This is a genomic window from Gordonia pseudamarae (assembly GCF_025273675.1).
Classification (GTDB): Bacteria; Actinomycetota; Actinomycetes; order Mycobacteriales; family Mycobacteriaceae; genus Gordonia; species Gordonia pseudamarae.
This window is the reverse complement of sequence record NZ_CP045809.1, coordinates 3,635,335-3,662,271: the sequence shown is the minus strand read 5'-3', so window position 1 is coordinate 3,662,271 and position 26,937 is coordinate 3,635,335. Positions and strand designations below refer to the sequence as shown.

General features: G+C 64.2%; 20 protein-coding genes. 11 read left to right on the top strand and 9 right to left on the bottom strand.

All coding sequences use genetic code 11. The features are described from left to right. Positions 1-7: 7 nt before the first annotated feature. Genes drmC through drmA form a run of 3 tightly spaced genes read right to left on the bottom strand, consistent with a single transcriptional unit; the run spans position 8 to position 6,454 of the window. Positions 8-712, bottom strand: coding sequence for a DISARM system phospholipase D-like protein DrmC (gene drmC, locus GII31_RS16285; protein WP_213244442.1), 705 nt, complete (start codon positions 710-712; stop codon positions 8-10). After that, entirely contained in the window at positions 702-2,744 is a 2,043-nt protein-coding gene (gene drmB, locus GII31_RS16280) for a DUF1998 domain-containing protein (protein WP_260840047.1), read from the bottom strand. Before drmB ends, drmC begins: the two co-directional genes overlap by 11 nt. Beyond that, positions 2,744-6,454 carry a DISARM system helicase DrmA gene (gene drmA / locus GII31_RS16275; protein WP_260840045.1) on the bottom strand — a complete coding sequence of 1,237 codons (3,711 nt, stop codon included), beginning with the start codon at positions 6,452-6,454 and terminating at the stop codon, positions 2,744-2,746. The genes drmB and drmA overlap by 1 nt, the downstream gene beginning before the upstream one ends. A gap of 113 nt (positions 6,455-6,567) precedes the next feature. On the opposite strand from drmA, the gene GII31_RS16270 reads away from it, so the two are divergent. Next, positions 6,568-7,713: a helix-turn-helix domain-containing protein gene (locus tag GII31_RS16270; protein ID WP_213244439.1), complete on the top strand. Its 1,146-nt coding sequence runs from the start codon at positions 6,568-6,570 to the stop codon at positions 7,711-7,713. Beyond that, positions 7,710-8,228 (top strand): hypothetical protein, encoded by a 519-nt coding sequence (locus tag GII31_RS16265; RefSeq protein ID WP_213244438.1) that lies wholly within the window; start codon positions 7,710-7,712, stop codon positions 8,226-8,228. Before GII31_RS16270 ends, GII31_RS16265 begins: the two co-directional genes overlap by 4 nt. Here the strand turns inward: GII31_RS16265 and GII31_RS16260 are convergent. Continuing rightward, a complete protein-coding gene (locus GII31_RS16260; RefSeq protein WP_213244437.1) occupies positions 8,202-9,524 on the bottom strand; it encodes a recombinase family protein in 1,323 nt (440 codons plus the stop codon). The two genes, GII31_RS16265 and GII31_RS16260, sit on opposite strands and share 27 nt — an antisense overlap. A gap of 77 nt (positions 9,525-9,601) precedes the next feature. On the opposite strand from GII31_RS16260, the gene GII31_RS16255 reads away from it, so the two are divergent. Continuing rightward, the gene (locus tag GII31_RS16255) at positions 9,602-10,066 is read left to right on the top strand and encodes a prevent-host-death protein (protein WP_213244436.1); all 465 of its coding nucleotides are present in this window, start codon (positions 9,602-9,604) and stop codon (positions 10,064-10,066) included. A gap of 104 nt (positions 10,067-10,170) precedes the next feature. After that, entirely contained in the window at positions 10,171-10,374 is a 204-nt protein-coding gene (locus tag GII31_RS16250; protein ID WP_246221915.1) for a hypothetical protein, read from the top strand. A 32-nt stretch (positions 10,375-10,406) separates the two neighbouring features. On the opposite strand, the gene GII31_RS16245 is transcribed toward GII31_RS16250, so the two are convergent. Continuing rightward, on the bottom strand, positions 10,407-11,657 hold the full coding sequence (locus GII31_RS16245) for an IS256 family transposase (protein WP_213244434.1): 1,251 nt from the start codon (positions 11,655-11,657) through the stop codon (positions 10,407-10,409). Positions 11,658-11,918: 261 nt separating this feature from the next. Between GII31_RS16245 and GII31_RS16240 the strand changes: the two genes are divergently transcribed. Further along, positions 11,919-13,214: a type IIL restriction-modification enzyme MmeI gene (locus tag GII31_RS16240; protein ID WP_213244433.1), complete on the top strand. Its 1,296-nt coding sequence runs from the start codon at positions 11,919-11,921 to the stop codon at positions 13,212-13,214. A gap of 8 nt (positions 13,215-13,222) precedes the next feature. On the opposite strand, the gene GII31_RS16235 is transcribed toward GII31_RS16240, so the two are convergent. The 3 genes from GII31_RS16235 to GII31_RS16225 form a co-directional block, all read right to left on the bottom strand. Further along, positions 13,223-17,266, bottom strand: a complete 4,044-nt coding sequence (locus GII31_RS16235) for an Eco57I restriction-modification methylase domain-containing protein (protein WP_260840043.1) — start codon at positions 17,264-17,266, stop codon at positions 13,223-13,225. Beyond that, positions 17,266-20,451 carry a DISARM system SNF2-like helicase DrmD gene (gene drmD, locus GII31_RS16230; RefSeq protein ID WP_213250580.1) on the bottom strand — a complete coding sequence of 1,062 codons (3,186 nt, stop codon included), beginning with the start codon at positions 20,449-20,451 and terminating at the stop codon, positions 17,266-17,268. Before drmD ends, GII31_RS16235 begins: the two co-directional genes overlap by 1 nt. Before the next feature lie 135 nt (positions 20,452-20,586). Then, on the bottom strand, positions 20,587-20,985 hold the full coding sequence (locus GII31_RS16225; RefSeq protein WP_213244431.1) for a VOC family protein: 399 nt from the start codon (positions 20,983-20,985) through the stop codon (positions 20,587-20,589). Positions 20,986-21,158: 173 nt separating this feature from the next. Between GII31_RS16225 and GII31_RS16220 the strand changes: the two genes are divergently transcribed. After that, complete coding sequence (locus GII31_RS16220; protein ID WP_213244430.1) at positions 21,159-22,322, top strand: DUF6924 domain-containing protein; 1,164 nt, start codon at positions 21,159-21,161, stop codon at positions 22,320-22,322. Between the two features lie 7 nt (positions 22,323-22,329). Here GII31_RS16220 and GII31_RS16215 read toward each other — a convergent pair whose 3' ends face one another. After that, positions 22,330-23,130, bottom strand: a complete 801-nt coding sequence (locus tag GII31_RS16215; protein ID WP_213244429.1) for an inositol monophosphatase family protein — start codon at positions 23,128-23,130, stop codon at positions 22,330-22,332. A gap of 33 nt (positions 23,131-23,163) precedes the next feature. On the opposite strand from GII31_RS16215, the gene GII31_RS16210 reads away from it, so the two are divergent. The 5 genes from GII31_RS16210 (at position 23,164) to ftsE (ending at position 26,894) form a co-directional block, all read left to right on the top strand. Then, positions 23,164-23,541, top strand: a complete 378-nt coding sequence (locus tag GII31_RS16210) for a hypothetical protein (RefSeq protein ID WP_260840042.1) — start codon at positions 23,164-23,166, stop codon at positions 23,539-23,541. 52 nt (positions 23,542-23,593) lie between these two features. Further along, the gene (prfB, locus tag GII31_RS16205) at positions 23,594-24,709 is read left to right on the top strand and encodes a peptide chain release factor 2 (RefSeq protein WP_213250577.1); all 1,116 of its coding nucleotides are present in this window, start codon (positions 23,594-23,596) and stop codon (positions 24,707-24,709) included. A gap of 5 nt (positions 24,710-24,714) precedes the next feature. Then, positions 24,715-25,668: a mechanosensitive ion channel family protein gene (locus GII31_RS16200; RefSeq protein ID WP_213244427.1), complete on the top strand. Its 954-nt coding sequence runs from the start codon at positions 24,715-24,717 to the stop codon at positions 25,666-25,668. A 2-nt stretch (positions 25,669-25,670) separates the two neighbouring features. Then, positions 25,671-26,117: a hypothetical protein gene (locus GII31_RS16195; RefSeq protein WP_213244426.1), complete on the top strand. Its 447-nt coding sequence runs from the start codon at positions 25,671-25,673 to the stop codon at positions 26,115-26,117. Positions 26,118-26,207: 90 nt separating this feature from the next. Further along, complete coding sequence (gene ftsE / locus GII31_RS16190; RefSeq protein ID WP_260840041.1) at positions 26,208-26,894, top strand: cell division ATP-binding protein FtsE; 687 nt, start codon at positions 26,208-26,210, stop codon at positions 26,892-26,894. The last annotated feature ends 43 nt before the right edge of the window (positions 26,895-26,937 follow it).

The following is a 26,937-nucleotide window of genomic DNA, read 5'->3' as shown; positions in this document are numbered from 1 at the left end:
CACGCTCTCAGGCCAGTTCGTACAGGGTGCCGTGTTTGCCGGCCATAGTGGATTCGACGGACCGCGCGAGGCCCGAGTCCTGGACGAGGAGCCCGAACTCGATGTTCCGGTTCTCCGCGCTGAAGGAGAAGTTGGCGCTGGTGAGCAGTAGCATCTCGTGGTCGATGACGACAAACTTGGCGTGGCTCACTACGAGCCGGCCATTGGGCAGTTCGGCTGACTTATAGATAGTTGCGCGTGGAAGTTGGGTCTTTACCTTTGCCGCGTCGGCCTTGTCGCCGTCAACGTATACGGTGACATCGACGCCGGGCTCCTCGGATGCCTCCTTCAGCACGGTCCACATCTGGGAGGTTTGCGCGAAGTTGTAGGTCGCGCATACGACGGACTGACGAGCAGCCTGGACCAGGTGATGGAACTGCCCGGTGAGGTGGCCGGTCGTTGCCTCGTTTCCGGGCATGGTCCACACCGGGGTGAGGTCGCGGTTGTGCGACTTGGCCCCGGCGATGGCGCGCAGGACTCCCGCAGCGCGCTCCGCGTCGTGGTGGTCGAGCCCGGCCTCGCCAAGGAGTCGCTTCGCTTCGGCGCGTCGCGCGGTGTTCACCACCGCCAGCGCTTTGACTACATGCCTGTCTGAATCAAGCTGGACGGCGAGCGCCTCGGCCTCCCGGGCGGTCAGGAACTCCCCGAGCGCGACGAACGGGTCAGAGGGCATCCGCGCTCCCGAAGAACCCCGGCACGGTCTCGCCGGTGGCCGACGGCAGGTCGAGTAGGAATCGCCGGTCGAGGAAGCGGTTGGCCTTCTCACAGGAGGTTTCCGAGGCGAAGGCACAGCAGTGGCAGGCGGCGCCGTGCAGGAAGTCCTCCGGGTCACTCGGGACCCGGCTTGCGCACACCGGATCAGACGAGCAGCGCGCGGCACGACGCAATGCGGCCACCACGAGTCGCCTGAGGCGATCGGGCTCGGATAATGCCACCAGGCCACCCAGAGTGCCCGCGCTGTCCGATGCGGTAGTGCAGATCAACAGTCCGGCGGCGGCCTCGCGCTGCGGGGTGCGGGTCCAGCCGTAAATGCGTTCACTGAGGCTGGCCGCGCCGTACCCGCTCGACATCGCCATCTCCCGGATGAGTGTGTGCGCGAGGGTGTGCAGCAACCAGTAGCGCGGTGCGGGTAGTCGGGAGTCGGGCTCGACATCCTTTGCTGTCTCGGAAAACCTGCGCCGGAAGTTGCGTTCGTGTGACGCCCGGTGGGCCTCCCACAGCGGCGTGTTGCTGATGGACTGTTCCCAGTTGTCCACAGCGGCCAGATCCAGTTGCAGGAAGATGCCTTCCCCCCGATCCTCGGTCGCGGGTACCCACTTCGGCCTGCGGTCGCGCGTGAGAGTGACCAGGCGTCCGGGCAGATCATTCACGCGGTCCATCTCGTCGAGGCGGGTGAATCCGAAAACGGCGTTGACCTTCTTCATCTTGTTGACCGCGACCACCCGGCTGATTCTCGGATGCAGGTCGCTGTCGCGTGTCATCTCGGTGACCATGAGGCCGTCGGCGTTTGGTTGCTGCTGGAACAGTGTCTTCTTCTGGAGGTACCGCCATTCGGGAACGAGTAGTTCGACCGGGTCCCAACCTTCAAGCTTCTTGTTGCGCTCCTCGTCTGACTCGGCAGGGGTGAGTGCGTCGCCGACGGCGGCAGCGATATCGCCATCCGTGAAGCCTTCGAGGTCAATACCGTTCGCGGTTGCCAGTGCCTTGATGACCGCGATTTGGCTACCGAACTGCTTGATCTGTTCGATTCCGAGTGCGGCGCGCAGGCGATCGGAAAGCGCGTCCTTCTCTTCGGCGTCGCTGCGTGGTATGACGATCACTGACTGGGTTGAGGCGAACCACAGATTGGATGCACCCATCATGATGAGTGCCGGCTTCGCCTCACATTCCTTGTCGAATGCGTTGAGGTGTGGGTGGCGCCCACGACACTTCTGCGGCAGTTTCTCTCGTCCGATGGACCCCTGTGCTTCGGCCATGCCCCGGGTCTGACCACAGGAGGCACATGCGATGGTTGATCCGACACTTTTGCCGACGTTGGCGTCGCGCATTTTGAGGTCGGGCAGTTCAGCTTTGGGGCACTTCTTTCCACGGTGCACCCATAGCGAGTATGGAAACTCGTCCAGGTGACCGTTGGTGCAGGTCAATAGATGCTGCGCGGGGACAGCCGGGCTACCTGGTCCCTTCTTGGGCTTGCCGCCACGACCCGGGCAGTTCTTGTGGGTGAACTCGGCATGGTCGGGTCGGAACGGTTGGGTGTTGGTGTAGTGGAATCGGGGTAGCGGTCCGAGGTAATCGCAGCCGGTGCACCGCAGCCACTGGGGAAACACGCGGGCGGGTATGCCGAGGTCGGAACCTTCGGTGGACATGCCCATCCGCTGCGGCTGCCACGGGTAGGGGCGCAGCGAGTCCACCTGTCGTCCCAGATGATCGCGAACGACTTTGAGGAGCCGCGGTTCGATAATTGTTGGAATATGAGTGCGGCGCTGCCAGATCCGGTCCCAGTCGCCCAGGCCGGCTGGCATGATTGAGAAGTGCGGCAGGTCCATGATGGCGCCGGGGCCGTAGGTATAGAGCAACGACGAAGGTCTGGCGGAGCCCACCTTGGCACGGTTCTTGACCGCGTTCTTTTCTGCGTCGCTGATCGGGTCGAGTTCCTCGTCGGTGCTCAGCATGTCGTCGTCTGATTCCGGTAGCACGTCGGTCATCAGTTCTCCTCCTCACTGGGGAGTTTCCAGTCGTCGACGTCGTCGGGCGTTCTGGCGAACAGTAGTTCCGGGACAGGACTGACCAACAGGTTGATTTCGGGCTGTACTTCGCGCATGGAGTTGGCGATCGCGAAGGGCGGCTCCTTCGATCCTCCGGCGGACGCCTGGAGATTCTCCGGACTGATGATGAGCGGGAGGTACTTGTCGCCCTCGCCGGTTCGTTCGTAGACGAGTGTTTGGCCACCGGCAGTCGCACTGGCGGCACGTGTGTCCCAACGTCCGATCCTGTTGATTAGCAGGTCGTTTGCTCGTTTGATCGAGGCTTCTTCGGGGGCGGCTGCGGCGATACGCTTCTTCAGTTTCGCTACGATCGCCTCCACCGCAGTGCGTTGATCTTTGATCCGCCACGCCGCACGTTCCGGTGAGAGCCCGTCGGCAACCGACGCCTGTACGACTCGGGCAGCGCTGACGAGGAGCCCACTGATGCCGCGCTCGAGCGAGGTCGGCGAGAAAGGCGTCACCGACAGCGCTTCGACTTGGGCGTAGAACGTCTCGTGATAATGCCGGAATTGTTCGAAATGCGCGAGGTCCCGGGGTCGTGCCCAGTTTCCCAGTGACACAACTAGTCCCGGCCGGTCGGAAGGATCGCGTCCGACGCGTGAGGACGCCTGGATGTATTCGGCCGTGTTCTTCGGCTGGCCGACCACGAGCATGAGCCCCAGCCGCTGCACGTCCACACCCACCTGCAGCATCGATGTCGCGAGTACGACGTCGAAGGGTGAGTCGGCTTCGGAGCGGCGCGGAACCTTCTTGCCGTCCTTGGCGTCGGCGATGCGTTGATGAGCGGCCGCTGTCGTATCGTAGTCCGGATCGAATTCGAGCCCGAGTCGGTCGAGGTTCGTACCGATCTCCGCCGACCCGATACGTGAGGTCAGTTCACCCTTCTTGAGCAGGCCGAAACTCGCTCCGCGCCTACTCGGGAATCCGGAATCCTTGCGTGGCCGTTTGACTCGGCTCTGGACGTCGTCGGTGACGTAGCGCGCCATACCGGCCAGTTCGCGGGTGGCGTTGAAATAGCCGACCAACGTCATGTACGGATCGGCGGCCGCACCCGCCTTGTCGAGGAGTAGTTGCCCGGCCGACAGCAGCACTTCCGCCACGCGGATCTCGGCGCTCGACAGCCGGACACCCTGCGCGCTGACGCCGATATAGCGACGACCCGGGTTCTTGGAATCGATCGGGACTTCCTGCGAGAAGTAGGTGTCGGCGACGTCGAGGACCTGCGGCGGGAAGATCTCGACGAGGCGGCCATAGAGTCCGCGCACTTGGTCTTGGGCGTTGCGGGATGTCGCGGTGGAGGCCACGATGAGTGGTTTGACCGATGCGCCGTCGGGTGTCTCCCACGACGACAACGTTTCGACAACCACCTCGAACAGGCCGACGGAGGTGCCGAGCGCGCCGGTGATGAGGTGCAACTCGTCCTGGATGATGAGGTCGGGCGGACGCAGTCGGCCGACGGGTGCGACAGTCGCCGCCGGTAGGCCGTTTTTCGCCGTATGCGACCCGACGTTGCACGCCGGGTAGTCCTGGTGGACGTAACCATGCCGTCCGCAACGTCGGCTGACGTACCCGAACAGTGCGGCGGCCTCGCCTTCCCGTGCGAGCCGGGCAAACTTGTCGACGGTGGCGATCACGAATGCCGGTGTAAGGCGGTAGATTTCCTCGTCGACGGTCAGTACCGGCAGTCCTTCGCGGACGGCACCGCCTTTGGCGAATGGGCACCGAGCCAACTCATCGCCGCAGTGCACGAACACGCGGCGGTAGTTGGCGTCCGCTTTGACCTGCTTGCCGGTGATCGGTGTGCCGCACCACGGGCACCGTTGAATCTGCAGGACGGTCAGGCGATGCCCGTAGCCCTCGTTCACTTTCTTGAGTTGTTCGTCGGCCTCCTCGAAACGTTTGGGGCTGACATCGGTTCCAACCCACAGGCCGATACGGAAAGGTTCTGTTCCCCAGGTCGTTTCGTCTTCGAGGCGGGCGAGTTCTGCGGCGCAGACAAGTGTGGTCGCGCGCTGGAACTGCTGCGCGGTGAGCAGCCGAAGCGTGTAACGCATCAACACCGCGATACCGCTGCGGCCGTCGAGCGGTCCGTCGGCCGATTCCACGACGCCTTGGCGACGTCGGATTGCGAAAGTGTATGCCGCGAGCCCGAGATACGCCTCGGTCTTGCCGCCACCGGTCGGGAAGAACAGCAACTCGACGTTCGACAGATGCTCCGAACTACGGACTGTAGTTGTCGGGTCGGTCAGCGCGCCGAGCTGCATCAGGATGAAGGCGAGCTGGAACGGACGCCACGACGCGGCGGCAGGCCCGCGCGCCGCCACAATCTCCTGGGCCGCGTCGATGGGTAGCGCGGAGTCGGCGGCCCGAGCCGCGGCGACCTGCGACGCGATGCGCTGGTCACGCATGACCCGGTTCATGAACTGGAAGCAGCGCAGCGCCTCGGCGTCGGTGACGACATGGTCGAGCCCGGCGGCGAGCCGTTTGTGTGCGTGGCGGGCTTCCGACAAGGCCGCGTCGGCGGTCTCCCGAAGGTGCTGGGGCAAGTCGGCGGCGGCGGCTTCCTGGGTGCCGAGCCAGGTGTTGTAGCCGTTGACCAGTGGCTCGAGTCCCGCGCGCAGCCCGTCAGCAGACACCGTCGCCAGTGCGTCCATCGACAACAGCGCATCATCGACCGACCGCGCCTTTGTCTGAGGTGTCTCGCCGATAGGGAGCCACGTCGTTTCGACGGCTGTGGCGCGACGGGCCCCCGTCCTCACCGTCCAGTCGGCTGAGCAGGTTCGGCCGATGGCGAATTCCATGCGGTTGCGATACTGCAAGTTGAGGCGTTTGATCTCGTCGTCGTGTTCGGGCCAGTCGTGGTCCATCACGTCCTGCACCGGTAGGAAGACTTCGGACCCGCCGGCGTCGACAAGCAACTTGGTTTGGAAGATCCACATGTTCAGTGGGATCGGCATAGGGGTTTCGCGGTCGTTGCACAGTGCGATCTCGACGAGCACCCGACCGTACGCGGCGTCGTCGTAGCGATCGACCCGCAGCACAATCGACTCCCGCAACACCACGGTTGCCGTGCGGCCGGGACTCAGATCGGCGAGGCGGATGGTGCGAGTTTCCTCGACCGGTGTCCGCTGATGTTCGCGCACCGGATTGCCGGTCTTGGTGACCTTGCCAGTTTCAACCGTCTCGTAGGTTCCCCACGACGCGACCACACGAAAGGTATCGAGGTCGGCCGGGACTTGGAACCGCAACCCCATCGATGCGGGGATCATCAGTCCCTGCTTGGGGGCGCGGTCCTCCACATCGTCGTCTTCAGCATCGGCCTCGGAGTCGTCGGCGGCGTACGTTGGAACACCGCGGCCCTCGGCGGCACCGTCGGTGTCGGTGCGCACTTCGATGATGTCGTCACCGTCGGTGTTCTCCGATGTCGCGGTCGCGGCGCCGGAAATTTTGACCGGCGCGATATGACCGACCAGGTACTGCGAGCGAGGGCTGTACGGCAGCGTTTCCTCAGGACCGTGGATCGGGCCGAGCAGTTCGCGTTCGAGGATGTCGACGAGGTTCTCGCGCACCGCGTTCGACGACCCGTCCAGGTCGTAGTTCAGCTCGTACGTCGCCTGGGGGCCTGTTGCCTGGGTAGCTGCCTCTGCCATGGCGGTCAGTCTGCCTTAGGGGTCGGACAATGGTCCGTTGAATCGGTCGTGTCGGACCCATCGGCCATACTCCAACCATTGGGAAATCCCCAAAGCATGGTTAGGGTGGGGGAATGGACGCGATGGTTGAGCTTGGTCAACGGGTCCGGAGTCGTATGCCGGCGGGGATGAGTCAGAACCGTCTTGCCGAGCGTGTCGGTATGACACCGGACGCGTTGTCGCGTGCGCTGAATGGCCGACGCGGACTGTCCTTAACTGAGGTGACGTCGATCGCCGAAGTGTTGGGTGCCGACACCCACTGGCTCATCACCGGCGCCGACGACCCGTTCGCGGTGTCCGTCGCGGCCCGCCATTCGTGGGATGCCCGCAGCAGGGTGCGCGTCAACAACGGCCGCGCCGACGATCAGGTGGTTCTCGATCAAGTGGTCGCGCTCTACCGTGCCGCCTACCCGCCGCACGGGCCAGGTGCCTCGGTCGAGCTCCCCGCCGACCCATCAACGCTGCGGGACCTGCTCGGACCGTCGTTCACTCGGACGTTCGCCGACGTGACCGAGCAGAATCTCGGTGTCGATGTGATCCGAATCCCGGGCTTGAAGACCGACTACTCCGTCCGGATCGGCGGCAGGGGAGTGATCGTTCTGGCGACGCGGTCGAGTTGGTTCCGCAGCAACTGGTCCCTGGCGCATGAGCTCGGGCACCTGGCTTTGGGGCATCACAGTTCTTATGGTCCGTCGCGCCGGGATCAGCCCGACGAACAGGCCGCAGACAAGTTCGCCGCCGCGCTGCTCCTTCCCGCAGCAGTGGCGGACGAGTTCACCACGCTGACGAGCGAAGCGGACGCTGCGCGGGTCGTATGGGATTTGGGAGTGTCCACCGAAGCTGTCCGGAACCGACTTCGCAGCACCGGAAGCCAGCTGACGGAGGTTGTCGCGGCGGCGTTGGAGAAAACGACGCCACGGCTGCTACAGGACAACCGTGCGGCGATCGGACTCGCGACCGAACCTGATCCCATCGTCGTGCGGGAACAGCAATCGTCGGCGCGCCGGGTCCCGCTCACGTTGCTCTCGGCGCTGCAGCACCAAGTCGACCGGGGCTCGGCGTCGCCGGAGCTGTTGGCGTGGGCGCTCGATGTACCCGTCGATGACATCGACTTCCCCGAACCTGACGACGACGCGGCCGCTGACGCGTACGCCGTGATGCTCACCGACCGCCCGACAGTGGCCGACTTGCGGGCTATGGTCACCGGCGCGGCCGGATGACTGATGAGCTGTCTTGGCAACACATCACCACTCGCCGCGAGGCTCGGATTCTGCAAGGGTTCACCTGCACCACCGACCTCCCACGGACTTCTGGCGGGCGAAAACTGCCGCATATCCGACCGTGGGAGTGGGAGGCGCAAGCCCACCTGCGGCAGCTGTGGCAGCGGCTCCGGCCTGGTGATCTTGTCTTGGTGGGGCGCGCGGAGTCCGAGATACTCGCGTGCGCCCACCTCCAATTCGACCGGCAGGACGAAGTCCTCAATGCGTTTCACGTAGTGGCCGGAGTATCGATGACGGTGCGTGGCCAAGGCGGACAGATCGCCGACCAACTCCTCTCACAGGCACGTAAAGTCGCCGTCGAGCGGGCGACCGAGTTGGAGTGCGTGGAGGTTGTGCTCAGCGGCAAGATCCACGTCAGCAATGGCGCGAGCGAACGAATGGTGGTTCGCGCGGGCTGGGAGCCGCAAGGACCGCCGACCGATTACCAGCTATGGGCGGCGATCCTGACTCTGTGATTCCGGTACGGAAGGCTGTTCGGCAGCCGAGTCCCGCCACCGGAGCAGCACCCTGTTCTCATCGAAGTAGCGGCCGACGACACCCCGGCGGACGCGCAGACTCGCCAGTTGGGTGAGCAGAATCTCCCGCCGCGCCTCGTCGCTGTTCCCGGCAGCGGCCCAGTGAGCCCGCACCGTGGAACCACCGAGAGGTTCGGCGCCACGCTCATCCAGCAGCCGCGTGATGAGATACGGGTCGAAAGCTGAACGACTCATCGTCTGGCGACACGACGGACAATAGAGGACGGGTCGCTTCTGGTTCGTGCCCCGACACATGAACACGTCACAGTCGTCGCAGCGGACGACGCGGGAGAGGAACGGGCTGGTGGGTTCGCGTTCGCTGCGCTTACGGGCCTGCGGCGTACTGCGCGAATCGAGGAGCATCTGCAGCGTCCTGAACTCTTCGGTGGTGATGACCGCCAGCGTCTCGTTGACGACCGCCTCGCCGGTCTCGTCACGGAACACCGCGAATGGGTCGGCACGTTTGGCGCTTTTCGGCCGCCCCGGATTATGCGGGGTCATTCCGGCCAGTACCGGGTTGCGGAGGATACCGTCGACGGTTTGCCGATTCCATCCGGTCGCCCCCGACTTCCGTCTGGCGATCGAGCCTTCGGGCAGTGGTGCCCCTGCGGTGGTCAGCCAGGTGGTGATGGCATTGACGGTCGCTCCGCCGAGTGCCTTACCCACGATCTCGGTCAGCCACGGCTGCCGCTCCGGGTCTTTGACCAGCACCCATCCCGGACCGTCCGGGTTCGTCGACGACCGGTAACCGTACGGAATACCACCGCCCGCCCAGCGGCCGTCCTTCAGCAGCTGCGCCCGCGCCGCTCGCACCCGAGCGCGAATCGCCTCGGCCTCCATCTCCCCGAACACCGCCAGCATCACCGCAAAAGCCCGCCCCTGCGGGCTCGTCATGTCGATCGGATCCTCGACGGCCACGAGACCGGCACCACGCTTCTGCAGTGCTTCGTCGGCGTGCAGAAAGTCGAGTACGCGCCGGGCGAGCCGGTCGACCTTCCAGATGATGACCGCATCGAAGTCGGTCGCCGCGAGCAGTGCGGCCCACCCTTTCCGATCCTCGGGCTTGTTGGCCGTGGCGGACACACCATCGTCGATGAACTCGCCGACCACCTCCCAGCCCCGCGCCTCGGCGTACCGACGACACGACAGCAGTTGGCGGGCAATCGAAACGGACTCTTCCTTGGTGACGCTGAGCCGTGCATAGAGCACGCAGCGCCGTGCTTGTTGTGTATTCACCCACCCATCTCAGTGACGAGGCATGCGTCACCCTTTGCGCGATGGAGTTCTGAATACATTCCGAATATGGTGGCTGCATGACGACGTCGACTGCACGCCGCACCTCTACGCGCAGATCTTCGGACCTGAGCAGGCACTCTGCTGAGGTATTCGCCGAAGCTGAGGACCACCCTGTGACGGTGACCCGCCGTGACGGTGATCCCCTTGTGCTGATGTCGCAACGGGAGGCCGACAATCGTGCCCGGTTGCTTGAGTTCGCCGCACAACTCATCGGAGTAGTGGTGGACGATGATGGCCCGCTCGCCGGACGGATGGCTCGCGCGTTTCCCTGGATGTTCGCGCTGTCCCCCGACGACAGGGAGACCTGTGCCCAAGACCTCATCAACGCCGCACGAGCGTCGTTCTCCACCGATCAGCCGCATCTGATCGTTGCGGAACTGACTTCGTGGCGAGAAACTTCGACCGCCATTGCCGCCGGGTTGGGTGGAGCCGAGGTGGATTGGCTCGATGAGAGTGATGACACCGCCGTCGAGCGCCCGTAGCGATGGGAGAACGCGGAAAACTGGTCCCACGGCCGCCGAAGAGGGTTGAGTACGAAATCTGTTTCGCGAGCACACAGGCACGGAGGGGATGGCAGGACTTGGCAGTGACGACCCGCAATCCACTGGCCGACGCGTGGGACTTCCTGACCCGGACTCCGACGGCGGTAACGCCGACCAACTATCCACTGCGCGGAGAGCTCGGCGACATCGTCCGCGATGGCGAGACCTACACCCGATGGCAGCATAAGCCAACCCTCAAAGGGTCCGCCCGCATCTGGTTCTACGTCCAGGGGTCAAGTCCCGCGTAGTGGTGTAACTGGTTGTGGTCCTTCGTAGGTGGTCAGGCGGGTAGTTGGATCAGTGGGTCGGTGTTCACCTCCGGTGTGTGGTCGGTGTCGGTGACGGTCAGTCGGCAACGGCTGAGCACTTCGAGGCCGAGGTAGCGGCGGCCTTCGGCCCATTCGTCGGTCTGCTCGGCGAGCACTGCTCCGATGAGCCGGACGATGGCATCGCGGTTCGGGAAGATGCCTACGACGTCGGTGCGGCGCCGGATCTCGCGGTTGAGTCGTTCTGTGGGGTTGTTGGACCAGATCTGGCGCCACACGTCATCAGGAAACGCGGCGAATGCCAGCAGGTCTTCACGGGCGTCGCCGAGGTGTTCGGCGACGTCGGGTAGGCGGTCTTCGGTGTATTCGATGAGTCGGTCGAACTGGGCATTGACCGCACCAGCAGTGGGTTGGTCATAGACGCTGTGCAGCATGGCCTTGACTGCTGGCCACATCGACTTCGGACACACCGCCATCAGATTCGCCGCGTAATGGGTGCGGCAGCGTTGCCAGGCCGCTCCCGGTAGGTTCGCTGCGATCGCCTCGATGAGCCCGGCATGGGCATCGGAAGTCACCAGGCGAACTCCGCCCAGGCCGCGGGCCACGAGGTCGGCGAAGAAGGTGTTCCACGAGGCTGTGGTCTCACTGGTGGCGACCTGCATGCCGAGCACCTCACGATGACCGTCACCGTTGACGCCGGTAGCCAGCAGCACGACGGCTTTGACGACCTGCTTGTTCTCGCGGACCTTGATCGTCAACGCATCCGCGGTGACGAACGTGAACGGTCCCGCCTCGTCCAGTCGGCGGTGACGAAACGCGGCAACCTGTTCGTCGAGGTCTTCGGCCATGCGGGAGACCTGCGACTTCGACAACGAATCGATGCCCAGGGTCTTGACCAACTTGTCCATCCGGCGGGTCGAGACCCCGGCGAGATAGCAGTCAGCGACCACGGTGATCAGCGCGGACTCGGCGCGTTTGCGGCGTTCGAGCAACCACTCGGGGAAGTAGGTGCCCGACCGGAGCTTGGGCACGGCGACGTCGATGGTGCCTACGCGGGTATCGAGGGGTCGGTGGCGGTAGCCGTTGCGGTAGTTGGTGCGCTCTTCGGACCGGCGGCCCCATTCGGCGCCGCACACGGCGTCGGCATCCGCAGACAGCAGGGCGTTAATCACTGTCTGCAGCAGCTCGCGCATCAGATCCGGTGACGCGTCGGTCAGAGCTTGGCTCAACAGGCCGGCCGGGTCGACAATGTGGGGTGCGGTCATCGTGATGACTCCATTCGAGGATTCTGTGAGAGGTTGACTCGAAGGATCACACGGTGACCGCTTCCATACCGACAGCCACACGCTGCCGGCCACGGTCCTGGTCACCGAGTTACACCACTCTATGGGGCACTACTCGTCCATCCAGGACCGAACCGTTCACCTCGAACAGGTACACACCAGCCACCCGAACGAGACGAAGTAGGTGGGGCCAGGATCAGGTGGCACCACTACCCGGCCGGTGACCAGGTGTAAACGTTGCGAATGGGTGCGACCTCGCTCTTGCGAACAAACGGCACCCTCGGGCTCATCGCCACCAACACCGTCGCCCAAGGCGACAGCCGCGAAGTCGGACTCGACGCGATGGTCGAGGGCGGGTTCACCATCACCCGCGCGATCCAATCCCGGTCATGGCCAGCCGCGAGTGCCAACCTCGAGTACGCCGCCGTTTGGGGGACAGTCGGATCAGTCGCCGACGATGTGCCACGGGTTGCCGACGACATCGAAGTACGTCGCATCAGCACCCTCCTCGAAGCGCAAGGGTGCACTGAAGGCAACCCAATTCGGCTCGCCGAGAACGCTGGCATAGCCTTCCAGGGATGCATCGTGCTTGGCATGGGATTCGTCCTCGAGCCGGCAGAGGCGCAAGAGTGGATTGCCGCAGATCCCCGCAACACCGACGTACTCTTCCCATACCTCAGCGGCGAGGACCTGAACCAGCGTCCCGATGCAACAGCCTCTCGCTGGGTCATCGATTTCAACGATTGGTCTGAGGACCGCGCGCGTTCTTTCGCGCTGCCGTACGAACGTCTGGCCCAGCGTGTGAAACCCGAACGCCAGCGACGAAGACAGGACGGTCAGTACGCGCTGAGAAAGCCACTTCCCGAACGTTGGTGGCAATATGCGGAGAAACGTCCCGCTATGCGTAAGGCTATCTCAGGGTTGTCTGAGGTGTTGGTCATCGCTCGTGTCAGCAAGACTGTCATGCCCCTCCGGGTCCCAACTAGTCAGGTATTTCACGAGAAAGTTGTCGTCTTCGCTACCGCGTCATTCGCTATGCAAGCGCTACTCTCCTCGAGCCTCCACCAATTGTGGGCCATAAAATATGGCACTACGCTTCGAACTGATGCCACGTACACGCCTGACCTCGTGTTCGGATCTCTCCCTAGACCCGAGTCGACCGATGTACTGCGGGACGTTGGTTTGGCCTTGGACTCAGAGCGACGCGAGATTATGGCACGTCGGGGAGTCGGGGCCACTAAGCTGTATAGCATGGTCAACAATTTCGACCTCCGTGACGATACCGATATTGCGCGCTTGCGTGACCTACAGGTTGCAGTCGACGAAGCCGCAGTGTGCGCCTATGGCTGGAACGACTTAGAACTCGACCACGGGTTCCATGTGTACCGCCAAGTCGCTCGATGGAGCGTCAGCCCTCGTGCACGCATAGAGTTGCTCGATCGACTTCTTGACGAGAATAAGTCGCGCACCCTAAATCAGGATGCGCATACCGGCGTTGCAGACTTGGGTGTACGGGGCGAGGCATCGTTGTTCGACTGAGGAGGAGGTTATTCGAATAAAGTAGCCTCAGCGCCCGTCATTGTCACCTCGTCCACGGCAGTCTCGTTGACATGGCCTACTCGCGAATGGTTCAGCTCAAGGAGTCGATCAAGGAGTTCGATGCGAGCTGCGGGATCAGGACTCCAGCGTCGAACCTGCCGGTACGAGTGGAACCCGTGCCGAAGCGGAAGGTCCCATCTATACGCTTCAGCGACTGCGTGGTCAATCTCAACCTGAAGTTCCCGGATCCTACGAACGTCGACATCGACGACTTCGGGGTCGTTTACGAAGTTGTAGAGTTTCGTAAGACCAACGCCTCTCCGCTTCATAATATCCCGACGTTCTACGTCAAGAGCAAACCCTGCTGTCTCCATTCTTTCAGTCGGTTCGGGCATCGGGAAGGTAAGAAATACATCCGATGGAGAATAACTCAAGTCGTTCTTCATCGCACCGGAGTACTTGCGCGCCCAGAAATAGTGTAGCGAGGATGATAGAAGAGTCAGCAGCACACGGCTCTCGGACGCGAAGACAACAATTTTGTGGCTCGGGACGATTCCTCGGGGAATGAGCATCGGCTGCGCAGTGTTGCTGACTTGCGCGAGGACCAACACCTCAGACAACCCTGAGATAGCCTTACGCATAGCGGGACGTTTCTCCGCATATTGCCACCAACGTTCGGGAAGTGGCTTTCTCAGCGCGTACTGACCGTCCTGTCTTCGTCGCTGGCGTTCGGGTTTCACACGCTGGGCCAGACGTTCGTACGGCAGCGCGAAAGAACGCGCGCGGTCCTCAGACCAATCGTTGAAATCGATGACCCAGCGAGAGGCTGTTGCATCGGGACGCTGGTTCAGGTCCTCGCCGCTGAGGTATGGGAAGAGTACGTCGGTGTTGCGGGGATCTGCGGCAATCCACTCTTGCGCCTCTGCCGGTTCGAGGACGAATCCCATGCCGAGCGCATAACAGCCTATGAAAGCGATTCCCGAGTTCTCATCAAGTCGCACAGGGTTCCCAACGGTTCGACCCTCCGCTTCAAGCAAGGTGCTTACGCGGCGAACGTCTGTGTCATCGGACACCCGCGGAACGTCGTCATCCACCGGACCGACTGTCCCCCAGACGGCGGCGTACTCGAGGTTGGCACTGGCCGCTGGCCATGACCGCGACTGGATCGCGCGGGTGATGGTGAACCCGCCCTCGACCATTGCATCGAGTCCGACTTCGCGGCTGTCGCCTTGGGCGACGGTGTTGGTGGCGATGAGCCCGAGGGTGCCGTTTGTTCGCAAGAGCGAGGTCGCACGCAGGAAGAAGTAGGCGACGAGGTCGGCGCTTCCCCGGCGGCCTTCGGCGATGATGTTGACGAACGAATCGCGGACGTTGGTTCCCATCGCCCCGGTCAGTTTTTGCCCACCGAGGAACGGCGGGTTGCCGATGATCGCGTCGAATCCGCCGTTGTCGACGACTACGTCCGGTGCCTCGATCACCCAGTGCAACGGTTGCCAGCGCTCATAGTCCGTGTCAACGGTCGGCGTCAGACCTTGCGCGAGCATCGTGTCGAGGACTTGTGCATTCTCGTCGGCGTCGTTCTTCACGGCAATACGAAGGGTCTCGTATTTGTCGTCGAGCGCCCGACCCGGCTTGCTCCCAACCGCAAGGCCGGCGGCGACGATTCCATCCGCCCACCTGCGGAGCTGGTTGCTCAGTTCCCGCGAACGCCGATGTTGCCGACGCTTGGCCGCCGTCGCCAGCATCGGATCACCTTCCTTGACCGGGCTGGTCAAGTCCTTGCGGAGGGAGGCTACCTCCTTGAGGATGCCGTCGATGTCTACGTCGAACTCCTCGGAGAAGACGAACTTCGGCTTCTTCTTCGGGTCGATGTGGAGGTTGCGTAGCTGCCTGCGGTCGGTGATCCCGAGAAGCGAGTTGCCGACGAAGATCTTGTCGTCGACGAAACTGAACGGCTGGTCGCGATCAAGTGAGACGAGCCAGAGTGACAGCTTGCACATTTCGACGGCCATGTCGTTGATGTCGGCGCCGTAGAGGCACCGCGCCACTACTTCGCGGATGGCCCAAGTCTTGAGCTCAGCGCGATCCTCGCGAGCAGGGTCCTCGGCGACGAGTGCTTCGACAAGCCGATCCGCGAGGTAGCGGCCGGCCGCGACAAGGAATGCACCCGAACCGCAGGCAATGTCAGCGACCTTAAGGCTCCGCAACTCTGACGGTGACCTCAGCTTCCACTCGTCCTGGTTGGCTGTCTGGTGCGGACCGGGAGAATAGCAGAGTGGTTGAAGTGCGTGCAGCACAACATCTTCGGCCAGCGACTTCGGGGTGTAGTGCGCCCCGGAGTTTTTGCGGGACGGGGTCTCTTTGACGACGAGACCACCGTCGAGGATTACGAACGGGCGTTGGCGCAGGTCGAGGCGGATCACGCCGAGCCACGGTTTCACTCGATCCCGGAGGTCGAGGTTGTCACCCACGGCCTGGGTGAGGGCGCTGACGACGTTCGGTTCGACATTGGCGCTTATCGCCTTGGCGATTGCTGGCATGGTTGATGGTTTGCATGACGGCTGGTCTTCGAGCACATAGGTGCGGATGGCTGCGGCCAGCTTCTTCGGGTCGGTGTGTTGGGTCGCCAGCTCTTCGAGCTTGGCGAGTGGAATCTCGGGTTCCTCGCCGAGTTTGCCCTTGAGGCCGACGATAATTTCGTCGGCTACTGTGGCGGTGTACCCGAGCAGGCCCTCGTAGATGTAGCCGATCTGTTCAACATCGATGTCGCGGAAGGAGATTCGTCGGGCTTCGCTCTTGATGTCGGCGACTTGTACCGATCGTAGGACGTGCAGCATGACCCGGTCGGAGACGGTGATCGCCAGGGTTCCGTGATCGTTGATCTCGGTGAGGAACGGGAAGCGGTCCGGGTCGAACAAGGAGCCACCGTAGGCTGGCATCCGAAGGTTCTCGAAAGTCGCCCCCTGGTAGAGGGCCTGGCTGGTGGCGAGGAGCCGGTGCCACGTCAACGATGTGGCGTCGAGTGCTTCTTCGCTTTCCTCGGTTTCGCGGGCCTGGAGGCGCTCCAACTCGCGGGCAATTCCGTAGCCCTGCTCGAACAACTCACCCGACGGCAGTAGTCCACGTTCCTCGGCGAACAAGAGGAACACGGTCCGCATCATCACCGTGACAGCCGCTTCATACGTGTCGTGAGTGCGCGTTGGCAGCGGGTCGGGGAGGCCACGGCGGCGGGCGTCGGACGCAGACTCGGAGAAGGACTGGATCAGCAGCTCGACGGCCCGGCGGACCTGCGCACCAAGGGCTTCGGTGATCTCTTCGGCAGCCGCTACGGATTCCTCGAACAGGACGGGCAGTCGTTCCGACGGATCACCGCCGACAAGGTGCTGCCGCCCGATGAGCGTGAAGAAGGCGTCGCGGGTGCGCGACTCCTCGATCCAGGTGAGGGCGTCGATGATGCCGGACGCGGCGACCGCCCCGTCACGGGCGCAGACCAGACCCCACCAGCGGCCGTCGGTGACAATACCGATCGAGACCTTGCTCTCCCGCAACATGACTTCGACGCGGTCGATCGGGGTGGCGGCCCATAGGTCGCCCGGTGTTTGACGTAGTGAGTCGACGGAGTCGACGACATGCACGATCGCACCGATACCGTCAGCACCGCTCAATGACGCCTGCGCCCGGATCGTCACCGCACGGTTTGGTGATTGAGCCTGCGCGTCGGGCACCTCACCCCACGACAGCGACTCAGCCCACCCTGCCACATCACGCAAGATGGTCTCCACCCACTTGTCGCGCGCGACGCGGTAAGAAACCCGCACCTCGTCGGCGTCAGGGGCTTGATCGAGTTGCTCCCAGGCGCCCTCGAAGTCCTTGCGGGCGTCGACGAGTGCGGTTTTGCGTTCGTCATCGAGGCTGGGCATGCCCTGCGGCCATACCCGCTTCAGCGGCGGGATCGCCAGGAATGGGCCGTCGGTGTCGACGAGTTCGAGCCATGCTCGATGCTGGTCGGTGGCATTGATCTTCTTGCCGCCGCGACTTGCTGTGCGTGCCATCAGCTGACCCACCCTTCTGCATCAGTGCCAGTTAGTGCGAACACGACAGCCGCCGCAGTGGTGTGTGGCTTCACGTCCGCGTAGCGGTCGGTGATGGCGGCGATCTCTCGTGCCTCCTCGTCGTCGAGTTCATCGAAGCGGCGGTTCATGGCGTCGATGTCACGCCGCCACTGACGCTGCTGGTCGGGGTCGGCGAACAGTTGCCCCTGAGCCTCGGCTTCCTCTGCGCGTAGCCGGACCAGGGAGTCACGCAGGTTGGTGCGGAACGCCGCGAAAATCTCCTTGGCACGCTGGACATCTGCGGCCTGGCGCTTCGCCAGCTGCTCGGTGACCAACTGGTGCCGACGGTCTGCTCGGGACTTCATCGACTCTTCGAGACGCAATCGCAGCGGTGCGTCGGGGACATTCCACAGGTCACAGAGTTGTCGGCGAACTTGGTCGTCCGCGAGGGACAGGTGCCCGCGGTCGAGTGCCTTGTCGAGGGCGGCTTCGGCCTTCTCCTCGGCCATCGCCCGGCGACCCTTCACCCGAACCCCCGCCAGGAAAATCTCTTCATGCAGGCGCACGCCGCCACGCCCAACCAGCACCATCCGGGTGACGGCTGCGACGAAGGACTCTTCGAGGTCGTCGACCACCACTGCGGTGACCCGGTTGAGTGGCGAGTCGACACTCCACAGCGCGCGCCGCAATAGCCGCTGAGCCTTCTGGACAATCGGATGCCCAAGGTGGACATAGACAAGATCGGCGCGGCCTTCGGCGGTGGCCGGGTCAAAGGTGATCGGTCGCAGTTCACCGGGTTTGAGTCTCGTGTCAAGACCACGGAGCGCGTCATGCCAACCAGCCGTCAGCGAGGGCACGGTGAAGACTTCCGCATCGGTGTCTTGCGCGAACTTGTCGGTGGGGAGCAACGGCGACTGGTGATTGATGCGCAGAGCGGTATCGACGACGCGTCGTAAATTGGCCGGGTCGAGGTGCATCTCGGTGCGTGACCCGTCGTATCCCTGCTCCAATTGGGTCAGGCGGGCGTTCAGTTCCATACCGCCGGCCAGCGCCGAGTTGATGACCTCGTTGGCGTCGACACCCTTTGGCTTCTTCTTCGTCTGCCTCCGCTTGCCGAAATGGCCCTGGATCTCTTCGCCGACAACCTGATTCGCTGACCCGAGATCGTATTCGACCTGTGCGATCTTGCGGGCGATGCGCTCCATGAAGTTCAGATCGGTGGCGTATGTCGAGGAACCGGCGACCGGCACGAAATGGAAAACTTCCGGTGCCTCGGTCTGACCGTAGCGGTCGATGCGGCCGATGCGTTGTTCCAGGCGGGACGGGTTGAACGGGATGTCGAAATTGACCAGCCGATGGCAGTGGGTTTGCAGGTCGATGCCCTCACCGGCGGCGTCGGTGGCGAGCAGGACACGGACCGGTTCGGTGGCCGGGTCGGTGGTGAACTGCGTACGGATGTACTCGCGGTCCTCGGTAGGAGTGGACCCCTGGATGACAGCCAGCCGATCCTCGGTGTACCCACGCTGATTGAGCACCCGGGTCAGCCAGTCGACGGTGTGGGCGTACTCGGTGAACACCACCACCCGCTCATTCGACCAGTGCTTGCCATCCGGTCGGCAGATGGCGTCGAGATGTTTGATCAGCCGGTCCAGCCGCGAATCGGCCCGGCTCTCGTAGCTCAGGCCCCACTCGATCAGGGCGTCGAGCTGGCCGGGTTCAGCGGCGATCAGCGGGTCCGACCCCTTGGATTCACGCAGTTTCGTCGTCTCGTCCTGCTCCCACAGGCCCTCCTCCTCGTCGGCCTGACCTTCGCCGAAGAGATCGTCGTACTCATCGTCGGACAACCCACGCCCGGCTTTCGACGAGAGGTAATGGCTCAGTGTCATTCCGAACGCGAACGGGCTGGACAGGAAACGCTTCTTCAACAGCATCGTGACGATGTCGCCGCCCGGTTTGGTGCCGTTCAGCTTGGCGCTGGCGGTCACGATCTCATCGAGCAGGGAAAACATCTGCTGCTCGGAGTCGGTCGGTTCGACGCCGAGAGCCTCGACTATGCGTTTCTTGAAGCCTTTTCCGGGCAAGTCTGTTTTGAGCCTGCGGACGGTGACGTCCTTCAACGCGGCGGCGTCGAGACTCGCGCCGCGGGCGAAGCGGTGCGGGTCGATCATTTCCATCAGTGCCGTGAAGGACTCGGGATGGCCGTTATGTGGGGTGGCGCTCAGGAACAAGCGGTGCTCGCAGCGCTCCGCGAGTCGGCGAACGGCGACGGTACGTTGCGTGTCTACCGCATAACCTCGGCCACCGGCGATCACCGACGGACTCGACGGCGCGACGTGGTGAGCCTCATCCACCACGAGGATGTCGAAGGCGTAGCGTTTCCCGATCTTCGGGTTGGTCGCCTGGGAGTAGACATCACGGAGCAACCGCTGCGCACGGACCTGCGGGAGCCATGCCATGCTAACGATGACCCGTGGGAACAGCTGGAACGGATTGGCGTGCAAACCGTGGGTCCGACGCACCTGCGCCATCAACTCAGAGTTGACGATGGTGAACTCCAAACCGAACTTCTCGCGCATCTCGTCCTGCCACTTCAACGCCAGACTCGGCGGACAGACGATGACCGCAGTGCGCGCGCGATGACGCAGCAACAACTCCTGAATCACCAGTCCGCCCTCGATGGTCTTGCCGAGACCGACATCGTCGGCGAGGAGAAGATTCGTGCGCGGAGCCCCGAGGGCACGGCGGAGTGGTTCGAGCTGATACGCCTCGACATTCACGCCCGACCAGAACGGCGCCTGGTAACGGTTGGGGTCGGCGCTGGTCACCGCGCCCCACCGCATCGCATCGATGAAACCGGCCAGCGTGGCTGGCTCATCAAAAGCATCGGCGTGGATCACATCGGGAAGTCCCTGAGCAGGCGTGACGGTGTGTCCGACTTCGAGATCCCACACCACCGAGAGCTGCTCGCCGAGCCGGTCCTCGTCGAGTGACTGCAACTCGACAACATGCGAGAGACCAGGGGCGGACTCATCGGCTGAGCTGCGCGTCAAGCCTTGTGCTTGTACATCGGCAACCGCCCACATCGACCCACGCACCTCGACCACCTGGCCCGGTTCTGGGAGCGTTGGCAGAGCAGACCGGCTGCTCCGGGAATGCCGGTCATCGAGCGTGGTGTTTTCGGCCATCGTCACAGGAATAAACGTATCAATGGGTTCGTACAGACGGGGTTTACGGCGGTCACCGACCAGCGTTGGGTGAGCGTAGCGGGCGGCGATCGGCTGTTGAACCCGAAAATCCGGACCCAACAGGAACATTTCAGGTCAGGCAGGTGGTGCGAAGAACTCGAGCGCGATGTTGTCCGGGTCGCGGAACGAGATGCCGGAACCGTAGCGCGCGTGTTTGATACCGCTGCGCGCGACGCCGAGCTCGTCGAGCCGGGCGACCCAGCCGTCGAGCTGGTCGCGGGTGATGGTGAACGCAATGTGATCGAGGCCGACGCGGCGCTCGTCGAATGTTTCGGCGGCGGGCTGCTCGGTGTGGGTGTGCAGTCCGAATAGCATTCCGCCGTCGAGGGCGAACACATTGTGGTGGAAGGTGCCCGACTCCTCATCCTCGTCGAGAACCGGCTGGGCGTCGAAAAGCTTTGCGTACCAGGCGGTGCTGGCCGCCAGGTCGGAGACCGTGATCGCGATGTGGCCGATGCCGGGGAATGCCGCCATTGTCTCACTCCTTCACCGAGGTGTCCGACCGGACGCTAGTCGGCTGTCGGCCCGGTGGCAGCGAATCGACGCTGTGATGTCCGATCGGACAGGTCGAACGAACCATGCGGCCAGGGCGAAACGGCGATCGCCCACCGCGGCTCGGCGAGGCTTGTTAGCCTCGCCGCATAGCAGTGCCGACGTGGGATGAGCTGATAGACCGCAACCGGACCACGGCATCGAAGGCGATCGGTGCGACGGTGTACTCAGCGGGCAACGTGGGCAACGGCTGGGACGCCGAACGGGTGTGGTTCGCGCCGCCGAACCAGTGGCGGGTCGAGGACGACGACGGTGTCTCCCTGGTGGCCGGACCGCGGTGGACGTACCGCCGGGTGGAGGGGCGTCTGGAACGCAGTGCGGCGCCGTCGACACCGCGGATCGACACCGGAACCGTGAACGCATGGAACCACATGCCCCGCGAGCTGCTGGTATTGTACCGGGACTGGCCCGCGCCTGAACCCGAACCCGAGGTCTCGCGGCATGGGACGTCGCGGCGGCCGGTCGCCGGATTCATGCCCGCCGGTGGCCGCGCCCCGGAACCGACATATCTGCCGCTCGGCCCGGCCGAGCAGGCTGACGTCCGTGGCCGGAATGGGTGGACCGTCCCCTGTGAGAAGACCAGGACAGCGCCCTATCGGCAGAAGGTCACCTGGACTTTCGACGACGAGACCGGCGTCGTCATCGGTTGCAACGTGGGTGCGCAGTTCAGCACCGTCGAGGTCGCCGACCTGGTGGTGACCGACGCGTTCGGCCCGGAGGTGTTCACCTACGACGGTCCGTACATCGACTCCGCCGTCGCCGAACGCGAACGCGAGCAGGAGCGGTCGCGGGAGACGCACTATCGCGACAATCGCGGTGCCGGGAACACCGTCGAACGGTACGTCGGCACCTACGGTGTGCCGCTGATCCGGACCGGTTTCAGCGACGACGACGCGTGGAACACCACCGTCGACACCGTTTACGCACCGATCCACGAGGGGTTCGAGGAGTACGAAGTCGGTCTGGCGCTGATCGACAACCAGACATATACGGGGTGGACCGTCGATAGATTCCTCGACCTGATAGCCGACCGGCCCAGCTATATCGTCATCGCCGACACCATGACCATGGCCCACCCGGAGCATCCGGTGCTGTTCCTGGGCACCGATGCCGCCGATACCGAATCGTCGCACCGCGGCCTCGAATTGCGTGCAGCGGCAGCTTTCGCAGGTGTGGTCGAGGCCAATCTGTCGATCGCGAATGTGTCATGGGAAGAGTTCATCGAGACGGCGGGCCCCGACGGTATCTGCCGCGCTTGAGGCAGGGTCAGCGGGTGAGTGCGGCCAGGACCGCGTCGTGCAGGTGACCGTTGGTGGCCACGGCGCTGCCGCCGCCCGGGCCGGAGGAGCCGTCGAGGGCGGTGAACCGGCCACCGGCCTCACGGACGATGATGTCGAGCGGCGCCAGATCCCACAGCGACACCTCGGGTTCGCAGGCGATGTCGACGGCCCCTTCGGCGACGAGACAGTAGCTGAAGAAGTCTCCGTAGGCGCGCACCCGCCACACCTCGTCGGTGAGCCCGAAGAATTTGTCGCGCAGTCCGCGCTCGGCCCAGCCGGAGATGCTGGAGAACGACAACGACGACGATTCCAGCTGCGTGACGCCCGAGGCGGAGATGGCGTGCGCGGGCTGGTCGTCGAAGGCGACGAACGCCCCCAGACCGGACCCGGCCCACCAGCGTCGGCGCAGCGCGGGGGCCGACACCACGCCCACGACGGGCACGCCGTCGACCAGCAGCGCGATCAGCGTCGCCCATATGGGTACGCCGCGCACGAAGTTCTTGGTGCCGTCGATCGGGTCGATCACCCACTGACGTCCCGACAGCGCCACGTCGCCGCCGAACTCCTCGCCCAGGATCTCGTCGCCCGGCCGTATCGCGGCCAGTCGCTCACGCACCATCGCCTCGCACGCCAGGTCGGCGTCGGAGACCGGGGTGAGGTCGGGCTTGTCATCGACACGCAGGTCGACGGCACCGAACCGGCGCATCGTCAGCACGTCGGCCGATTCGGCCAGTGACAACGTCAGTTCGAGATCATCGGAAATCGAGTACGGGTTCTCAGTGGACACGATGGCCAGCGTAGCGCCGGTAGGCTGGCGACCATGCTTGAGTTCGTCTTCATCATCGTGCTGGTGGCCGTGATCGTCGCGCTGGTGGTGCAGTGGCGGGGCGGGCGCGGCGGGAAGGTCCTGTCGCCGGGCGCCGCGGCCCAGTTCGTCCAGGGCGTGTTCACCGTGACAGGTGTGTCCGAGCGTCCGGTCGGGACCGACAAGAACGGCGAGAGTTACTGCACCATCTCCGGCACCATCTCCGGTCCGCAGACGAATCCGACCGAGGTGTACGGGACGCTGGTCGTCGGCGCGCTCGGCCAGTGGCCGCAGATCGGCACCGACATGCCGGTCATCTACAAACCTGACAAGGCCGAGACCACGTGGCGGTTCGGGACCGCCCAGCCGCCGCCGGAGGCGCCCGGGGTGTGACGGTGGGGCTGTGACGACGGCTCCCGGCCGTGAGGCGGTAGGCTCGATCACTGTGCATCCCGATGTGACCGTTGATCTCGAATCGCTCGACGCGACCCTCACCACCGTCGAGAAGGTCGTCGACCTGGAGGAATTGCGCCGTCGCATCGACGAGCTGGAGATGCAGGCGTCCGATCCCGAACTGTGGAACAACCAGGACCATGCCCAGAAGGTGACCAGCGAGCTGTCGCACGCTCAGTCGGAGTTCCGTAAGGTGAGCGAACTGCGCCAGCGTCTGGAGGACATGCCGGTCCTGTACGAGCTGGCCGAGTCGGAGGAGGGCGAGGACCGCACCGCGGCCCTGGCCGACGCCGACGAGGAGCGCGCCTCGCTACGCGTGGACATCGAGGCGATGGAAGTCAAGACGATGCTGGCCGGCGAGTACGACCAGCGCGACGCCCTGGTGAACATCCGGTCCGGTGCCGGTGGTGTCGACGCCGCCGACTGGGCGCAGATGCTGATGCGGATGTACATCCGGTGGGCCGAAAAACACAACTACGGCGTTGAGGTGTACGACACCTCCTATGCCGAGGAGGCGGGCATCAAGTCGGCGACGTTCGCCGTGAAGTCGCCGTACATGTACGGCACGCTATCGGTGGAGCAGGGCACCCACCGGCTGGTCCGGATCAGCCCGTTCGACAACCAAAGCCGCAGGCAGACGTCCTTTGCCGAGGTGGAGGTGCTGCCGGTGGTGGAGACCACCGACCACATCGACATCGCCGAGACCGACCTGCGGGTGGATGTGTACCGGTCGTCGGGTCCGGGCGGACAGTCGGTCAACACCACCGATTCCGCCGTCCGGCTCACACACATACCCACCGGTATCGTGGTGACCTGTCAGAACGAGAAGAGCCAGCTGCAAAACAAGGCCGCCGCGATGCGCGTGCTGCAGGCCAAGCTGCTCGAACGCAAACGACAGGAGGAGCGTGCCGAACTCGACGCACTCAAGGGCGATGGCGGATCCAGCTGGGGCAATCAGATGCGATCGTATGTGCTGCACCCCTACCAGATGGTCAAGGATCTGCGCACCAACGTCGAGAACAACAATCCGTCGGCCGTCCTCGACGGTGAGATCGACCCGTTCATCGAGGCCGGTATCCGCTGGCGGATGGCGTCGGCCGACGCCTGATCGGTATGTTCGCTGACGCGGGCGCGGCACCGTCGACGACGGTGGCCGCGGCCCAGGTGCCCTTCGAGTCGATGATCGGGGACTGGTACCGGTGGGTGGTCACCGACGGCCTGTCGATCCTGCTGTGGGTTCTCGGCGCGGCCATCGTGATCCGGTTCATCCGGTGGCTGGCCGAACGGTACGAGACGCGGATCGAGGCGGACTTCGCCGACAGCGACATGCTGGTGCGGACCGAGCGGTCCAAACACATGCGGGCGGTGATCCAGGTGGTCGCCTGGACGTCGATCGTGATCGTGGCGCTCGTCTGCGGTCTGAAGATCCTCGGGGTGCTCAATGTGCCCGTGACCAGCCTGGTGGGGCCGAGCGCGGTGATCGGCGCAGCACTCGGTTTCGGCGCCCAGCGGGTGGTGCAGGACATCCTCGCCGGATTCTTCGTGGTCACCGAGAAGCAGTACGGGTACGGCGACGTGGTCGATCTCGCGGTTACCGGCGGCAGCAACAAGCAGGGCACCGTCGAGGACGTCACGTTGCGCGTGACCAGGCTGCGCACCAGCGACGGTGAGGTGGTGACCGTGCCCAACGGGCAGATCATCACCGCCACCAACCTGTCGAAGGACTGGGCTCGGGCCGTCGTCGACGTGCCGATCCCGAGCGAGGCCGACATCGCGTGCGTCACCGAGATCCTCGATCAGGTCGGTGAGCGATTCTTCGAGGAAGAGCGCTGGCATAAGTTCCTGCTCGACGCGCCGGCCCCGCTCGGCATCACCGACCTCGAGCTGGAGTCGCTGACCATCAGGATGGTGGCGCGGACGTTGCCGGGTCAGCAGTTCGCGGTGAGCCGTGCGCTGCGCAGCCGAATCGTGCGGGCGCTCGCCGCCGAGGGCATCAGCGTCCGGGAGGTACCCACGCACACCGACCCGGCCCCGGTCGGCGGTTCCGATGAGGGAGGTGCGCGGTAGCCATGGGTGAGGACGGACCCAAGGTCATCTACCGCACCCGCATCCGGGTGCGTACGGCGGTGCTGGTGGTGGCGTTCCTGGTGCTGCAGGGCGTCTACGGCTACACGTCGGAGCGGTATCCGGATGCGCAGAAGCAGGCGGCGCGACAGGTCGTCGACAACCGGCAGGTGACCCCGACCCCGGAAACGTCGGTGTGGCCGTCGAGTTCGGTGTCCACGTCGTCGATACCGGCGAGCAGCACCGACGAATCCGGCACCCCATCGACGACAGGCACGGAGCAGACCGGTGCGGACCGGTCGTCGGACGGCGATACCGGGACGTCGACGAGCACCGGCGGGCGGCCGAAACTGACCACCACCTCGGTGCCCGGGATACCGGTACCGATCCCGCGGATCACCACCGAGGACGGGGAGGAAACCACCACCGCCGAGGAGTCGTCGGCACCTTGAGGGACGTCCGCGGCATCCGGCGCTCGGACTCGCGCGGTCCCGCGCGAGTCTGAGCGGAGTTCTCAGCGGCCCTGGCTACACTGGCTTGCTGTGATCAAGCTGGAGAACGTCTCGATGAAGTACAAGGCGTCGAGTCGGCCCGCCCTGTCGGGGCTCGATGTGGAGGTGGACAAAGGTGAGTTCGCCTTCCTCATCGGACCGTCCGGTTCGGGTAAGTCGACGTTCTTCAGGTTGTTGCTGAAAGAGGACCGGCCCACCGCCGGGGAGGTGTACGTGGGCGAGTACCACGTCAACCGACTCAAGGCCCGGATGGTGCCCAAACTGCGCCAATCGGTGGGGTGTGTGTTCCAGGACTTCCGGTTGCTGCAGCAGAAGTCGGTCGCCGACAATGTGGCGTTCGCGCTGGCGGTGATCGGCAAGCAGCCGTCGGTGATCCGCAAGGTGGTACCCGAGGTACTCGACTATGTGGGTCTGAGCGGCAAGGCCGACCGGATGCCCAACGAACTGTCCGGCGGCGAGATGCAGCGTGTGGCGATCGCTCGCGCCATCGCCAACCGTCCGCTGGTGTTGCTGGCCGACGAGCCCACCGGAAACCTTGATCCGGAGACCAGCGAGGAGATCGTCGATGTCCTGGACCGGGTGAACCGGCGCGGCACCACGGTGCTCATGGCCACCCACGACCGGCACATCGTGGACGCGATGCGGCGACGGGTTCTCGAATTCGACAGCGGGCATCTGGTCCGCAACGACGAACGCGGCGTGTACGGCATCGGCTGACCGTCCCGACTCAGCGGACCCCGACCGCCCCGACACGGCGGCC

Coding starts and splice junctions, on each gene's coding strand:
- GII31_RS16265 (WP_213244438.1), top strand. CDS start 7,710: ATGACTGATGAGCTGTCTTGGCAACACATCACCACTCGCCGCGAGGCT.
- GII31_RS16235 (WP_260840043.1), bottom strand. CDS start 17,266: ATGGCACGCACAGCAAGTCGCGGCGGCAAGAAGATCAATGCCACCGAC.
- drmC (WP_213244442.1), bottom strand. CDS start 712: ATGCCCTCTGACCCGTTCGTCGCGCTCGGGGAGTTCCTGACCGCCCGG.
- GII31_RS16195 (WP_213244426.1), top strand. CDS start 25,671: ATGGGTGAGGACGGACCCAAGGTCATCTACCGCACCCGCATCCGGGTG.
- GII31_RS16270 (WP_213244439.1), top strand. CDS start 6,568: ATGGACGCGATGGTTGAGCTTGGTCAACGGGTCCGGAGTCGTATGCCG.
- GII31_RS16200 (WP_213244427.1), top strand. CDS start 24,715: ATGTTCGCTGACGCGGGCGCGGCACCGTCGACGACGGTGGCCGCGGCC.
- GII31_RS16245 (WP_213244434.1), bottom strand. CDS start 11,657: ATGACCGCACCCCACATTGTCGACCCGGCCGGCCTGTTGAGCCAAGCT.
- GII31_RS16240 (WP_213244433.1), top strand. CDS start 11,919: ATGGGTGCGACCTCGCTCTTGCGAACAAACGGCACCCTCGGGCTCATC.
- drmA (WP_260840045.1), bottom strand. CDS start 6,454: ATGGCAGAGGCAGCTACCCAGGCAACAGGCCCCCAGGCGACGTACGAG.
- GII31_RS16255 (WP_213244436.1), top strand. CDS start 9,602: ATGACGACGTCGACTGCACGCCGCACCTCTACGCGCAGATCTTCGGAC.
- GII31_RS16225 (WP_213244431.1), bottom strand. CDS start 20,985: ATGGCGGCATTCCCCGGCATCGGCCACATCGCGATCACGGTCTCCGAC.
- drmD (WP_213250580.1), bottom strand. CDS start 20,451: ATGGCCGAAAACACCACGCTCGATGACCGGCATTCCCGGAGCAGCCGG.
- drmB (WP_260840047.1), bottom strand. CDS start 2,744: ATGACCGACGTGCTACCGGAATCAGACGACGACATGCTGAGCACCGAC.
- GII31_RS16210 (WP_260840042.1), top strand. CDS start 23,164: ATGCTTGAGTTCGTCTTCATCATCGTGCTGGTGGCCGTGATCGTCGCG.